The 15,009-nt window shown below is 40.0% G+C and carries 11 protein-coding genes and 4 tRNA genes; 9 read left to right on the top strand and 6 right to left on the bottom strand.

Annotated elements, in window-relative coordinates:
* Positions 1-36: 36 nt before the first annotated feature.
* On the bottom strand, positions 37-1,035 hold the full coding sequence (locus tag AOLE_RS01465; protein ID WP_005044064.1) for a sulfate ABC transporter substrate-binding protein: 999 nt from the start codon (positions 1,033-1,035) through the stop codon (positions 37-39).
* Positions 1,036-1,434: 399 nt separating this feature from the next.
* Here AOLE_RS01465 and AOLE_RS01460 point away from each other — a divergent pair, with 399 nt between their 5' ends.
* From AOLE_RS01460 to AOLE_RS01425, 8 genes are all read left to right on the top strand, one after another.
* Complete coding sequence (locus AOLE_RS01460) at positions 1,435-1,734, top strand: hypothetical protein (RefSeq protein WP_005300933.1); 300 nt, start codon at positions 1,435-1,437, stop codon at positions 1,732-1,734.
* 116 nt (positions 1,735-1,850) lie between these two features.
* A complete protein-coding gene (gltX, locus tag AOLE_RS01455) occupies positions 1,851-3,359 on the top strand; it encodes a glutamate--tRNA ligase (protein WP_004789843.1) in 1,509 nt (502 codons plus the stop codon).
* A gap of 57 nt (positions 3,360-3,416) precedes the next feature.
* Positions 3,417-3,492, top strand: a tRNA-Ala gene (locus AOLE_RS01450).
* Between the two features lie 25 nt (positions 3,493-3,517).
* A tRNA-Glu gene (locus tag AOLE_RS01445) sits at positions 3,518-3,593 on the top strand.
* A gap of 128 nt (positions 3,594-3,721) precedes the next feature.
* The gene (locus tag AOLE_RS01440) at positions 3,722-5,143 is read left to right on the top strand and encodes an amino acid permease (protein WP_013196686.1); all 1,422 of its coding nucleotides are present in this window, start codon (positions 3,722-3,724) and stop codon (positions 5,141-5,143) included.
* Positions 5,144-5,262: 119 nt separating this feature from the next.
* Positions 5,263-6,162, top strand: coding sequence for a hypothetical protein (locus AOLE_RS01435; protein WP_023274367.1), 900 nt, complete (start codon positions 5,263-5,265; stop codon positions 6,160-6,162).
* Between the two features lie 121 nt (positions 6,163-6,283).
* Positions 6,284-6,359 (top strand) — tRNA-Glu (locus AOLE_RS01430).
* A gap of 30 nt (positions 6,360-6,389) precedes the next feature.
* A tRNA-Glu gene (locus tag AOLE_RS01425) sits at positions 6,390-6,465 on the top strand.
* An 81-nt stretch (positions 6,466-6,546) separates the two neighbouring features.
* Here AOLE_RS01425 and AOLE_RS01420 read toward each other — a convergent pair.
* Positions 6,547-7,497, bottom strand: a complete 951-nt coding sequence (locus AOLE_RS01420; RefSeq protein WP_005300925.1) for a hypothetical protein — start codon at positions 7,495-7,497, stop codon at positions 6,547-6,549.
* Positions 7,498-7,772: 275 nt separating this feature from the next.
* Between AOLE_RS01420 and AOLE_RS01415 the strand changes: the two genes are divergently transcribed.
* Positions 7,773-8,111, top strand: a complete 339-nt coding sequence (locus tag AOLE_RS01415; RefSeq protein WP_005300922.1) for a membrane protein — start codon at positions 7,773-7,775, stop codon at positions 8,109-8,111.
* 18 nt (positions 8,112-8,129) lie between these two features.
* Here the strand turns inward: AOLE_RS01415 and AOLE_RS01410 are convergent, their stop codons facing one another.
* The 4 genes from AOLE_RS01410 to AOLE_RS01395 all read right to left on the bottom strand — a co-directional run bounded on the left by AOLE_RS01410 (position 8,130) and on the right by AOLE_RS01395 (position 14,998).
* Positions 8,130-9,080 (bottom strand): cation diffusion facilitator family transporter, encoded by a 951-nt coding sequence (locus AOLE_RS01410; RefSeq protein ID WP_013196684.1) that lies wholly within the window; start codon positions 9,078-9,080, stop codon positions 8,130-8,132.
* Between the two features lie 131 nt (positions 9,081-9,211).
* On the bottom strand, positions 9,212-12,370 hold the full coding sequence (locus AOLE_RS01405; protein WP_013196683.1) for an efflux RND transporter permease subunit: 3,159 nt from the start codon (positions 12,368-12,370) through the stop codon (positions 9,212-9,214).
* On the bottom strand, positions 12,360-13,580 hold the full coding sequence (locus AOLE_RS01400; protein WP_013196682.1) for an efflux RND transporter periplasmic adaptor subunit: 1,221 nt from the start codon (positions 13,578-13,580) through the stop codon (positions 12,360-12,362). Before AOLE_RS01400 ends, AOLE_RS01405 begins: the two co-directional genes overlap by 11 nt.
* Positions 13,581-13,582: 2 nt before the next feature.
* Complete coding sequence (locus AOLE_RS01395) at positions 13,583-14,998, bottom strand: TolC family protein (RefSeq protein ID WP_013196681.1); 1,416 nt, start codon at positions 14,996-14,998, stop codon at positions 13,583-13,585.
* Positions 14,999-15,009: the final 11 nt, after the last annotated feature.

Below are 15,009 nucleotides of genomic sequence, written 5' to 3'. Positions count from 1 at the left end.
TGTTAAATAAGCGGCTCTAAGCAAAAGCTTAATTAATTATTGCTTCCCATCGTAAATTTGATCGAAGACAGCCCCATTTGCAAAGTGAGTTTTTTGAGCTTTAGCCCAGCCACCAAAAACATCATTAATTGTAAATAATTTAATTTTTGGGAATTGTGCTGCATATTTAGCAGCCACTTGCGCATTGCGTGGTCGGAAATAATGTTTAGCCGCCAACTCTTGCCCTAACGGTGAATATAAAAAGTTCAAATAGCCTTTTGCTAATGTTCGGTTGCCATCTTTATCTACGGTTTTATCTACAATTGCGACGGAAGGCTCTGCCAAAATTGAAATTGATGGGTAAACGATTTCATATTTATCTTTATCAGGTCCTTTAGTCGCCAATAAAGCTTCATTTTCCCATGATAATAAAACGTCACCAATTCCACGCTCAGCAAATGTTGTTAGCGAACCACGTGCTCCCGAATCAAGTACTTTTACATTGTGATAAAGTTTTTTAACTAACTCACGAGCTTTGGCATCATTTCCACCCGGTTGCTTTAAAGCATAACCCCATGCCGATAAATAGATCCAACGCGGTGCGCCCCCTGTTTTAGGATTAGGAGTGATAATTTCCACACCTGGTTTTGTTAAATCATTCCAGTCACGTATATTTTTCGGATTACCTTTCCGCACGAGGAATACAACAGTCGAAGTATAAGGTGCAGAATTATTTGGAAATTCTTTTTGCCAATTCGGTTGGATAAAACCTGCTTTCACAATCTCATCAATATCATTCGCTAACGCTAACGTTACAACATCGGCTTCAAGACCCGTAGCTACTGCCCGAGCTTGTTTACCAGATCCACCGTGCGACTGTTTAAACTCAACATCCTGACCTGTACGCTGTTTCCAAAACTTCCCAAAAGCCTGATTATATTCTTGATAAAATTCTCGGGTCGGATCATAAGAAACATTTAAAAAAGAAGTGGCGGCCTGAGCTGCTGTTGCCATTCCCAAGTACACTGCTACAGCCATTATTGATATTTTTTTCATTTACAAAATCCATCATTGGTTTTAGTTTTACTATATTTTTAATTTTATAATTTACAATCAATTACTTATATTAATATATTTTTTATTAATCTCTTTAAAATATATAGCTTAAGATGCCTAAATCATTTCATTTTTGAAATTTTTTGTAATTATGCTTACAACTTAATGAGGGCCTTCACTTTATCTACACATTAATTTGTTAAATAATGAAGCGTAAAGGATACACATGACCTACATTGGGGTCGACCAGATTAAAATATAGATAATTTTTGTAAAAAGTGTGACACAGTTCCACTTTTTTATTAAGATTTATGTTTAAATCGTAGCATTACCGTAATTTTACATTTCGTTAAACTCAAAAAATAGTTGAAATGTAATGAACTGAGGGGATGATTAATAATGAAAATTCATTATGGAAAAGCGTTAAGCTTAAGTTTGGTGCTGGGTTTAGCATCACAATTTTCTGCAGCAGCAGTACTTAAAGATACCCCAAATAAAACTGGGTCAGATAAGCAGACTTCGCTTATTGAAAAAGCTTTAGATCAACAGAAACGTAATCCTATTGTATTACCTTCTTCAGATGATGAGCTTAAGGTACTCAATACTATTCGCGTTACACCGACTCAAAATTTTCTTGCTGCACAACACGAACGTTTTTCACGTTTTGTTCAGGCAATCTTCCAGCCGCATGCTTCTTAAAATCTGAAACACCCCCTCTTCGTTTCAGTTTTAGCCCAGACTGACGTTAAATAAAACGTCAGAATACTGGGCTTTTTCGTTATAATAGTTTCAATTTTTATTTTGACCCATTACCTATGAAAGTTCGTACTCGTATTGCACCTTCTCCTACCGGTTTTCCTCATGTCGGCACTGCCTACATCGCTTTATTTAACATGTGTTTTGCGAAACAACATGGCGGAGAATTCATTTTAAGAATTGAAGATACAGACCAACTTCGCTCTACACCAGAATCTGAAAAAATGATTTTGGATTCATTGCGTTGGTTAGGTCTAAATTGGTCTGAAGGTCCAGATGTAGGTGGTCCTCATGCACCGTATCGCCAATCTGAACGTATGGGAATTTATAAGCAATACGCATTAGAACTTGTTGAAAAAGGTCATGCTTTTTATTGTTTCGCTACTGCTGAAGAACTAGACCAGATGCGTGCTGAACAACAAGCACGCGGTGAAACACCAAAATATGACGGTCGCGGGTTAAAACTTTCTCAAGAAGAAGTGACTCGTCGCTTGGAAGCGGGCGAACCCCATGTCATCCGTATGAAAGTACCTGAAGAAGGTATTTGTAAATTTAATGACTTATTACGCGGGGAAGTTGAAATTCCTTGGGCACAAGTCGACATGCAAGTTCTTCTTAAAAATGATGGGTTACCGACTTATCATTTAGCGAATGTGGTCGATGACCATTTAATGGAAATCACTCATGTATTACGTGGTGAAGAATGGCTTCCATCGGCACCGAAGCATCAGTTGCTTTACCAATATTTTGGTTGGGAAATGCCGACACTTTGTCACATGCCATTGTTGCGTAACCCAGATAAATCAAAATTATCTAAACGTAAGAATCCGACATCAATTAACTACTACCGCGATATCGGCGTTTTACCAGAAGCCTTATTAAACTATTTAGGCCGTATGGGCTGGTCAATGCCAGATGAGCGTGAAGTATTTACGCTACAAGACATGATGGATAGCTTTGATATTCAACGTGTTTCACTAGGTGGCCCAATTTTTGATGTTGAAAAACTGAATTGGTTAAATGGTCAATGGATCAAAGGTTTAACACCTGGCCAATTATTAGACCGTTTATTAACATGGAAAAGTGATCGCAGCACTTTAGAAGATATTGCAGCTGCCATTCAACCGCGTATTAATTTACTTTCAGAAGCTGTGAATTGGGCTGGTTTCTATTTTAACCATATGCCACAAATTACCGCTGAAATGTTTGAAAGCAAAAAATTGACTCAAGAACAGGTTCGTCAAAGTCTGCAATTTGCAATTTGGCGTCTTGAAGGCCAGTTTACTTGGAATAACGACACTGTTAGTCAGACCCTAATGGATCTTGCGAACCAGATGGAGATTAAATTACGCGATTTCATGCCAGCGTTCTTTATCGCAATTGCAGGTTCAACTAGTTCAACACCTGTAATGCAGTCGATGGTGACCCTTGGACCTGATTTAACTTTTGCTCGTTTACGCCGTGCCTTAGAAGTTGTGGGTGGACCAAGCAAGAAAGAAGTTAAAAATTGGGAAAAACTCAATGAGAGCCTAAAATTGCCTAAAAATGAAGCAACTAGCGAAGCTTAATTCATTTTTTTGTTGACGTGTGAGCGCATCCCCCCTAATATTGCGCTCACACAAACTGGGGTCATAGCTCAGTTGGTAGAGCGCTACAATGGCATTGTAGAGGTCAGCGGTTCGATCCCGCTTGACTCCACCACGCTCCTTTGTGTTTGCCTCATCAAGTCCCTATCGTCTAGAGGCCTAGGACATCGCCCTTTCACGGCGGTAACCGGGGTTCGAATCCCCGTAGGGACGCCATATTCTGCTTTAAAAATTATAAAAAGACTCTATCGTCACCTTACTGTTTATTCTTTATCTCTTTCTAGATTGCACATTTGTCTATTTTATCTAAAATAGCGTCTTTCTTAATTCTCTCAATGTGTAATATGCAGCCATCTGACAATCAACTAGATGCTCATCAGCATCAGAACAGTACTGCACCTTTAAAAAGAGCCATGAGTACTCGCCATCTTGTGATGTTATCACTAGGCGGAGCTATCGGAACTGGTCTATTTTTAGGTTCAGGGGAAGTCATTTCACAAACTGGAGCTATTGGCGCAATTATTGCCTATATACTTGGTGGCGCGATCGCTTATATGGTCATGCTTTGCCTAGGAGAGCTTGCTGTACACATGCCTGTTTCAGGCTCTTTTGGTGCTTATGCCAAAAAATATATTAGTCCTAGTACTGGCTATATGATTTCTTGGATGTACTGGCTGACCTGGACGGCAACGCTTGGAACTGAGTTCACAGCTGCGGCATTACTCATGCAGGAATGGTTCCCACATATTTCAATGTGGATCTGGACAATTGTTTTTGCAATCACTATTTTTGGCTTAAATATTAGTTCAACTCGCATTTTTGCCGAGTCTGAGTTTTGGCTCGCTCTTGTTAAAGTCATTACCGTGATTGCTTTTATTGTGCTCGGCCTACTAGCAATTTTTGGTTTAATTCCTTTTCATGGCAGCCAAACTGCACCGCTATTTAGTAACCTTACAGCGCAAGGCTGGTTCCCACATGGTTTAATTCCTATTTTCACCACCATGCTGATTGTTAACTTTGCTTTCTCAGGCACAGAATTAATTGGCGTAGCAGCAGGTGAAACCAAAGATCCAGCTCAGAATGTACCCAAAGCAATTAATGCTGCGATTTGGCGTCTTCTTATTTTCTTTGTGGGTACCATTATTGTTATTAGCGCTTTGCTTCCCTTCCAGCTTGCAGGTTTAGGCGGTGAAAGCGTAAGTAGCAGTCCATTTGTTACTGTATTTAATTATATTGGCATTCCATATGCGGATGACATTATTCGATTTGTAATTATTACCGCTCTGCTTTCAGCAGCAAACTCAGGACTTTACGCTGCTTCACGTATGATGTGGTCACTGTCAGAACAAAAATTATTACCTAGCGTATTCTCTAAACTTTCAAGAAGTGGGACACCTATTGTTGCTCTAGTTGTAACAATGTTTGGAGCAATTCCTGGTTTGTTATCAGAGCAATTTGCACCAGAGACTATTTTTAAGAATCTACTCGGTGTAGCTGCTTTTACCATGGTTATTGTCTGGATGAGCATCTGTTTAAGTCAGTTCAATTTCCGCCGCCAATGGTACAAATCTGGCCATACTGTTAAAGACTTACAATATGCCGCTCCATTATTCCCTATCGTTCCAATTTTAGGTTTTATTTTCTGCTTTATTACTTGCTTAAGTATGGCTGCAGACCCTGAAATGCGTGCTGGTTTTGTGGGCTGTCTTATTTTTACAGCTTTATGTTATGTCAGCTATTTTATTTTTTACCGCAATAAAACCTAATTCGCTTTGATTGAATTAAAGTGTAGCAAAAAGCTACACTTTTTTTTGCCTACATACTGGTTTTATATAACGTACCGTTGTAGATTAAAATTTATATTAAAAACAATTCCTTGTATAGAATGAAAATTATATTTATCCACGGGATGAATCAACAGAATTACACTGCTCATCGCTTAAAAGAGCATTGGCTAAAAGTATTTAAGCTTGGCCTAAAACAGATGCCTTGCAAAGTTAACGTGCGCGATCTTCATATTCATATGCCATTTTATGGCGACCTAATGACTAAATATCGATTAAGCAATCAATTAGACCTCAACACGTTATTACCTAAGTCATTTTTAAATAATTATTTACCCATTCATTTACATCCCCATAATCCCCCTGCTAAAGAGCACACTCCATTTGTTCCTTTATTGCTACCAGCAACTGACTCCGCTGAAAAAAGCTTTTCAGAACGAATCTATCTGACCTCTCAGCTCGTAAAAGACCGCCTACTCAAAGAGTTGGTTGTTCTGTTAAATAACTTCCCTAAATTACATGAGAGCTTGATACAACAGTTTCTGATTGAGACTTATATGTACTTATCTAATCCTGAATTTATGGAGGAAGTAAATGAACGGATTTTAAAGAAAATGCGAGAAGATGAAGATTATATTGTCGTTGCGCACTCTCTCGGCTCGGTTATTGCCTTTAACCTCCTTTCAAATCCTGCATATCGGTTCTCAATTAAACGATTTATAACGTTAGCTTCTCCTTTATCTTTTCGCGTAATTCAAAGTAAGCTTCCGATTCCAATTGTTAGGCCATCATGTATTCACGGTGATTGGTTTAATTTTTACTCTCAAGACGATTTTCTAACTGCATTTCCACTATGTGAGGCCCCATTTAATTTTGATCCTCCAATTATTAATCAGAAAATTTATACCTTTGCCAACCAGCCGCATGAGATTTTAGGTTATCTACAACATCCGTCTGTTATAAAGGCAATTATTGAGCCTTTTCAGAAAAATGAAGGATAAATGTATATATTTTCCACAATTAGAGTTATTTTTAATCGGTTGACTGTTTTTTTTAATATTTCTTCAGAAAACTATTTGACACTTTTATTAAATCGACCTAATATACGCCCACCTCTGAAACGTCCCTATCGTCTAGAGGCCTAGGACATCGCCCTTTCACGGCGGTAACCGGGGTTCGAATCCCCGTAGGGACGCCAATAATTTTTTCAGATGTATGCCTCACATATGTCCCTATCGTCTAGAGGCCTAGGACATCGCCCTTTCACGGCGGTAACCGGGGTTCGAATCCCCGTAGGGACGCCAAATTCTAAAAAGCCACTGCATAACGTCAGTGGCTTTTTTTTACCTAAAAAAAGCCAATCAATGATCAGCTTTTACTATGCTCTATGAGCTTGCAATTCCCACTTGTACTTCGAGGCGCCCCGACTGTACCCGTAGTCCTCTAATTTCAAATTGATCTACCAATTGTTGGACCAACTCTCGACTTTCTCTCAAAATATTCAAACCAGGTAAAATACTAAAATCTGTCAGACTCAAAAGCTTTTCAACCATCCAAGATCGGTTATTAATAAAGTCAATAAATCCTGCCTGCTCTAGGTCAATAAACCACATCCGGTGGCCATCACGCTGGATACCCGGAATATCACCAATCAAATGGTTAATAAGTGATGGGATGGGTAACATATTTACGACTTCAAAACCAACTCGACCAATACGGCGCACAGCCCAGTTTGACAGCGTTCCTCCATGACGAATCTGGACATCAAGACTTTCATCCATTTGACGTAGGCGCAAAAATTTTTCTTGCCCAATACGACATTCCAATACTTTAAAATCTAAACTTAAACGGTACATGAAACGATGATAATGCCCATCGATCTCGACTTGGAAACTGTCATTGCCGCACTTAATTTTAATATCATCAATTTCAGAGCGATCAATGCGCTTACGGATTTGATTATTTAATAACATTTCAGGTAAGTACAAAGTTAAGGTACTCTTGCCCAAGAATGTACGCGCCATTATCAATGCAACTTGGCGTGCGGTTTCACTGGTTTCAGACACCATATCTCGTACAGTGCCAGCCGCCAGATTTGTCATTCCAACAACTCCACGTCTGGTGTGGGTAGTCACTTGATCGAGCGCGTCTAAAGCCGCGTCAGCAACCTCTGCAATATTACGTGTTGTGTCGCTAGCAAACCCAACTGCATCTTGGGCATGTTGCAATGTCTTATGCAGTAATCGACGAGATAATGACGGTTTTGCGGTATCTGGGGTAGCTAAAACCGATGCTGTCGTTGTAGGCTGCGACTTATTGTCATCTTGTTGACCCAAGTCCCTCTCTCCTTTTTATATTTATTCCACGTCCTATTTATGAGTATTTAAGCTCATTTATAGTGCTAATCACACTTCATTTTTCTGTAGATTAGCATGCTCTACAATATTATTTTAATTTTTATGTGTACGAATAAATCATCAGTTTTTTATATTTCTTTGTTTATTCATAAGTAATTTTTCTGCTAACTCATAGCACGTCATCGATATCTTACAAATTTTTTTCTTTTCCGACATTTCCGTTAGAATAGATTCAAACTAAATGTGGAGTTCTCATGCAATATCGTTGCCCTCAATGTCAAAGTGTTAAAATCATGCCTGTAAGCCAAGGCATGAACAGCGTAAAACCAGCAGTTCCTAAAAGCCTTGCTATCTTAATTCCAGCACTTTTTATGCTTTTACTCTTGGTTGTGATTAGCATTTTTATGTGGATTTTTGGCAATGGCGCAGGTAGCACTCTTCAAATTGCAACAGTAGTTGTTTTTGTTGTGACTGTAGGAGCAGGTTTTATGTTTTGGCGTGATTTGCCGGACTTCAAACTGTCTATGCAAGCATTTATGCAGTCACAAAAACATTGGAAATGCCGTGACTGCAATCACGAATGGGAAATTTAAAAAAGTGTTCACATCAGCTTAATGCTGATGTGAATGTTCTTTGTCATCATGCTCGTGTGAAGCATGTTGAGCAATATGCTGGCAATTGATCTCGGCATCGTCTTCAATTTGCAAGGTCACTTCGCCAATACCATGTTCATGAGAAAGCATTTCAACAGCATCTTGATAGAGCTTGGTACGATCTGCTTGAGGCGCAAATAAGTGCACCGTTAAATGGATATTTTTAGAAGTAATCGCCCACACTTTAAGTTGGTGAATACTCTCCACACCATTTAAAGAAAGCAGATCTGTACGTAACTTCTCAATATCCACTTCTTCTGGCACACCTTCGAGTAAAATATTAATACTTTGTTTAAGTAAAACCCATGTTCTTGGTAATACCCAAAAGCCAATCAGTACCGCAATAATCGTATCGACCCAGTACCAGTTGGTGAAGTAAATGATGAGTGCCCCGATGATAACGCCGACTGAGCCTAGCGCATCACTCAATACCTCCAGATAAGCACCTTTCACATTTAAACTGCTATTGGCACTCGACATGAGAATTTTCATTGAGATGAGATTAATCACCAAACCAATGGTCGCCACAATGAGCATTCCTATACTTTGAATTTCAGGTGGCTTAGAGAAGCGGATATAGGCCTCATATAAAATATAAATTGCCACCACAAAAAGCATGAGTGCATTAAATAAAGCAGCCAGAATTTCAAAGCGCTGATAACCGAAAGTGCGTTTATTATCAGCAGGACGTTTGGAAATTTGAATAGCGACCAAAGCAATTGCCAAAGCAGCTGCATCTGTAAACATATGCGCAGCGTCAGAAAGCAATGCCAAACTTTGTGTGATTAAACCTGCAATGACTTCAACAATTAAAAACGTTGTCGTAAGCGCTAAAGCAATCGTTAACTTCTTAGCATTACCTTCAGTCACTACAGCATGACTATGATCATGACCATGATGTCCACCCATTTTGCGGACTCCTTTTTATTTATCTTTATGGTGAGTTAAAAGTAACAATGAAGACACCATTACCTTTAACTCTTTCAAACACTCTTTTGAATTGACTCTATCATCAAAAAAGATATCTCAAATCGATGACATTATGAATGTTCAACACTTTTCGTCTTGCCTTCATTCATCCATCGATAAATAACTGGTAATAAAACCAGCGTTAATATCGTAGATGAAATAATGCCACCGATTACTACAGTTGCCAAAGGTCGCTGTACTTCTGCACCAGTTCCAGTTGCTAAAGCCATTGGAATAAAACCTAGTGACGCGACACAAGCCGTCATGAGTACAGGTCTTAAACGCAAGATCGCTCCATTCCATGTTGCAGTTTGAATATCAAATTTTTCTCTAAGCTCTTTAATAAAGCTCAGCATCACCAGACCATTCAAAACAGCGACACCTGATAAGGCAATAAACCCAACACCAGCCGACATGGAAAGCGGAATATCTCTTAGCCACAGAGCAATAAGACCACCTGACAAAGCAAATGGCACACCACTAAAGACCAACAGGCTTTCTTTAACATTATGGAATACAGCCATAAGTAGAATGAAAATCATAGCAAGCGCCAATGGAACAACAATTTTCATTCGGGCAGCAGCTGACGCTAGATTTTCAAACTGACCGCCATATTCCAACCAATAACCCGCTGGCAGTTGTTCTTTTGCGAGTGTTGTTCTTAACTCTTGAACAAATGATCCTAAGTCACGGCCTTCTACATTTGCAGTAATAATGACACGGCGCTTACCATTTTCACGTCCCACCTGATTTAAACCTGATGTACGTTCAACTTTAGCGACATCTTGAAGCTGGATCAGTCCACCATTTGGTAGCTGAATCGGAAGTTGAGCTAAGTTTTGGATGGTACGCTGCTGGTCTTCTAAGCGAATTTCAAAATCGAATCGTCTATCGCCTTGTAAAATTTGCCCAACATTTTGTCCACCGACACTTGCCGCCACAATATCTTGAATGGCTTTTGCAGATAGTCCGTATTGCGCAGCCAGAGGTCGGTTAATTTCAACACTCAGCACCGGTAAACCGCTCGTTTGTTCTACCTTAACCGCGGTAGCACCTGAAATTTTTTGTACTTTCTGAGCGAGTGCTTGAGCCTGCTCATTGAGTACTTGCATATCATCGCCAAAAACCTTGACACCAATATCACTCCGGATCCCTGAAATTAGCTCATTAAAGCGCAGCTCGATCGGTTGAGAGAACTCACTGTTATTACCTGGTAATGTCGCTAAAAAAGCTTCCATACGTGAACGCAGCTCAGCCAGCGTCTCTTTAGAGTTTAGCCATTGATCATGCGGTTTAAGTAAAATAACTGCATCAGAGATATTTGGCGGCATCACATCCGTTGCAACCTCAGCCGTTCCTGTTCGAGCAAAAACAGCTTTTACCTCGGGAAAGTTTTTCAAAATGAGTTTTTCAGTATTTTCCTGCATTCGCAGTGATTGCTCGAGCCCAGTACTCGGTGAACGCATTTGCTGTAAGGCAAAATCACCTTCGCTGAGTTGTGGAGCAAATTCACTGCCCATTTGGGTAGCTAACACGCCTGTGAGCACTAAAATACTTAATGCAAAACTAACAACCACTATCTTAAGCTGATAAGCCTGATCGAGGACATCTCGGTATTTCTGCTTTAAAAGCAACATCCAACGTGTTTCTTTTTCTTTCACTTCACCTGTAACAAAAAGAGCAACTGCGGCAGGTACAAATGTCACAGAAAGAATCATGGCACCCAATAATGCCATCACCACAGTCATTGCCATTGGATGGAACATTTTGGCTTCAACACCAGATAAAGCAAAAATAGGTAAATAGACCACCAAAATAATCATTTGCCCAAAAATAAGAGGTCGACGGGCCTGTTTTGCTGCAAGGAATACTTCTTTGAATCGCTCAGCCCGTGTAAGAGGTCGATGTAAAGCATGCTGTGCTTCTGCTAGACGTCGAATACAGTTTTCTACAATAACAACTGCACCATCTACAATAATCCCAAAATCAAGTGCTCCTAAGCTCATGAGGTTGGCACTAATGTTTTGTTCAGCCATACCTGTAAGGGTAAATAACATCGAAAGTGGAATAACACAGGCTGTGATTAAAGCAGCTCGAAAATTTCCTAGGAAAATAAACAAAATCACAATAACCAGAATTGCACCTTCAACAAGGTTCTTCTGTACGGTTGCAATTGCTTTGTTTACTAAACTTGTTCGGTCATAAACCGTTTCGATTTCCACACCTTTAGGTAATGTAGGCTGAATTTCCTTAATTTTGGTATCAACCGCCTGAGCAACGGTACGGCTATTTTCTCCCATCATCATCATGGCAATGCCTAGAACCGTTTCCTCACCGTTGTAAGTTGCAGCTCCTGTTCTTAAATCATGCCCAATAGAAACATTTGCCACATCGGCCACGCGAATTGGTAACCCATTTTTGGTGCTCACTGTAATGTTTTGAATATCTTCAACACTACTTAGCATGCCCGGCACACGAACGGTGAGTTGCTCTCCGTTTTCTTCAATAAAACCCGCACCGCGATTTTCATTATTTTCTTGCAGAGCAGTTTGAAATTCATTGATTGAAATCTGAAGCTGCTGCAACCGTTTTAAATCAGGGGACACAATATAAGTTTTATTGTAGCCACCGATACTGTTAATTTCTGCCACGCCTTTCACACGCTGCAATTGAGGACGTACAATCCAGTCCTGAATTTCACGTAAATCCATGGCTGTATAGGCTGTGCCATCTGCTTTCTTAGCGCCTGATTTTGCTTTTACCACCCATTGATAAATTTCACCTAAACCTGTTGAAACAGGAGACATGACTGGATCAACTGATTCAGGCAGTTGCCCGTCCGCCTCTTGTAAACGCTGGTTAATCAGTTGTCTTGCCCAATAAATATCGGTTCCATCTTTAAAAATGATGGTGACTTGGGAAAGCCCGTAACGTGAAATAGAGCGGGTTTGTTCCAGATTAGGAATTCCAGCCATCGCATTTTCAATAGGATAGGTAATCCGCTGTTCAACCTCTAAAGCGGTATAACCATTGGCTTGAGTATTAATCTGGACTTGCGTATTAGTAATATCTGGAACTGCATCAATAGGAAGCTTTTGATAACTCCAGATCCCAACTCCAATCCAAGTCAGTACAAATAGCATGACCCAAATGGCATTTTGAATAGCAAACTGAATAACTCTATCAAACAACCCTTCTGGTTTGGGTAGCTCAGGTTTATTAATGTCCATGCTCCGCCTCTCCCTTTTCCAGTTCGGATTTCAGCAAGAAGCTACCTTCTGCCACATAGCGCTGGCTTGGATTAATACCTTTTACAATTTCGACCCACTGACCATCTTTAGAACGTTGCCCCAACTGCACAGTGACAGGTTCAAATTCAAAGCCTGTTTTAACCATTTTTGGGGTAAAGATAACGTCTTTACCTTCGACTTGTTGAATCGCCTGAGCTTTTACACGGGTCACTTTTTGCGTTGTACCTGAAGAATTCAGCTCAACATTAACCATTAAGTTTGGACGCAATTCACTACTATTTGCCAAGACCTTAGCACGTACTTGTAAACGCCCCGTTTGAGCATCGGCTTCAGTTGTTAAACTTTGAACTTGAGCGTTAAATGCATTTCCAGTTTGTAAAGATTTAAATTCAATCTGCTGATTTGGCTGTAAATTCAGATTTGCGGTGCTTGGTAAAATAAACTCCAGCCACAACTGATCAAGCTGATTAATAATAAAAAGCTGGTCTGCTAGCTGTACGTTTTCACCTACCACAATATCTTTATTACTCACCATCCCAGCAATTGGCGCTGTTAAGGTATAGCGCCCTCCTGAGCCCGAACCCGCCCCGAATGCACTTAGACGTGAGCGAGCTGCTTTCACTTGAATTTGTGCTTGTTGATAGGCGTTATAAGCTCGTTGATAATCTTGTTTAGCAGAAATCCCTTGAGACCATAAGCTACGTTCACGTTCATAGTCCTGACGCGCTAAATCAAGATTAGACTGTGCAATTTGCAAATTTGCTTGTTGATCGACCAGATCTGGAACCAATAAGCTTGCGAGAGCCTGCCCTTTTTTAACCTGTTGCCCCAATTCAACATATACCGCTTCGACACGACCACTAAAACTTGGCGAGACATGGGCTTGTCGGTCTGTATTTACAACTAATTTTGCTGGATAAGTTTGAAGTTGAGGAACTTCACCTAATTCAGCTTGTTCAATTTTTAAATTTTGTTCCTGCATTTGCTGAGCAGTGAGTAGCAGTGGTTTTTCACCTTCTTCGTGGTGTCCTTCACCCTCTTCTTCAGCATGCCCGTGACCTTCCGATGCTTCAGAAGAGTTAGATTTATTTTTTGAATTTAAAACCAGTAAACCAATTAATAGTGCAGTGATTGCAGCAATCACCCCGACCCAAAGCCATTGAGAATTTTTCTTTAAATTTGTCGACATTATTATTCTCCTGCCTGAGTTGGGAATGTTTGACTTTGTTGCCAAGCACGTTGATTGAGTTGCATTAAGGCATCTTTCGCCATGATTTTTTCTGGTTCTAACCCAAGACGTAAACTTTGAATTTCAATTGAATTTTGCCAAGCTTGTTTTAATAGCTCGACTTTACGTAAGCGCACGTCTTGCAATTGCATGGTGGCTTGCTGAACATCAGTAACGGCGAACTTACCCAAACGGAAACCTTGCAATGTTTTTTGCTGAACTTGAATAGCAAGAGGAACTTGCTGATCATTCAGTTGTTTAAACTGGATGCGTAAACCTTTTAACTCTGACATTAGGGTTTCAATATCAACCTGATTTTGCTGTCGATAAAAGCTTTGCTGACGTTGAGATAGCTCTTGTTTGGCCTGAGCAATCTTGATTCCGTATTGCTGGCGATTAAAAAGATTTAAAGGAATTTCCACACCTAAACGAATTTGGTTATCTGTACTCTGTTCTGGAGAACGAGTGTTATTAACACCCAAAGTTACAGTAGGTTGCGGTCTTGCTTTTGCTTTAAGCTGTTGAATATTGGCTTGCTGAGCAAGAGCATCTAGCTGGAAAGAACGCTCTAATAAATTATTTTGCGCATCTTGGCTTGGTTCTAGATTCGCTGCCAATGCCCATAACTGATTTGGACTTTGGAATAACTGAAACTGACTTGAACCACCTCCCCATAAGTTCACCAATTGTTGTTTCGCAACTTGAAGTTTTAAATCGACTTGTTGATATAAACGCTGATTTTCCAAGTGAGACATCCGCACTCGATCTACATCAACTTGCGCAATACTTCCTGCTTGATAACGCTTTTCCGATGCCAACAAATTTTCTTGGCTGACTTCTAGCTGCTCTGCAATAAGAGACTTTTCAAGCTCAAGCAAAGCCACTTGTGACCAGAAATATTTAACGATTAATCCAAGTTCAGCTTGATAACGCTGCTCGGCCAAATCAATTTTTGATATTTCCACTTTTGCTAAGTTTTGTGCAGCCTTACGTTGTCCAAAAATATCTAAAGGCTGAGAAATACCAATCGCAAGTTCTTTTTCTTGATCATTTTGGAAGCCAGTTTGTTCAATGGAAAGACTTGGGTTGGCCCATAAACGACTTTGCTTTAAATTGGCCTCAGCCATTTGCTGCTGTGCTTGCCAAACACCTTGCTGACTTTGATATTTTTGTACCTGCTCTAAGGCTTGGTCAAAAGTAAAGGCTGCTTTTTGAATATAACGTTCTTGTTGAATCTCAGACTGAGCCATCGCTACTTGTCCAACCAATAGCATGGCAACAGATAAGCTTGAGATTGTTAGAACCTTTTTTAACGTTATCTTAACGTTACTCTCTAAGTGAGAAGTAGAATCCACTCGAGTTGAAAAAATAGAAGACATGTTTTTGCCCC

The organism is Acinetobacter oleivorans DR1 (genome assembly GCF_000196795.1).
GTDB classification, from domain to species: Bacteria; Pseudomonadota; Gammaproteobacteria; order Pseudomonadales; family Moraxellaceae; genus Acinetobacter; species Acinetobacter oleivorans.
The sequence above is the reverse complement of the archived record's forward strand: the minus strand, read 5'-3'. Positions and strand labels throughout refer to the sequence as shown.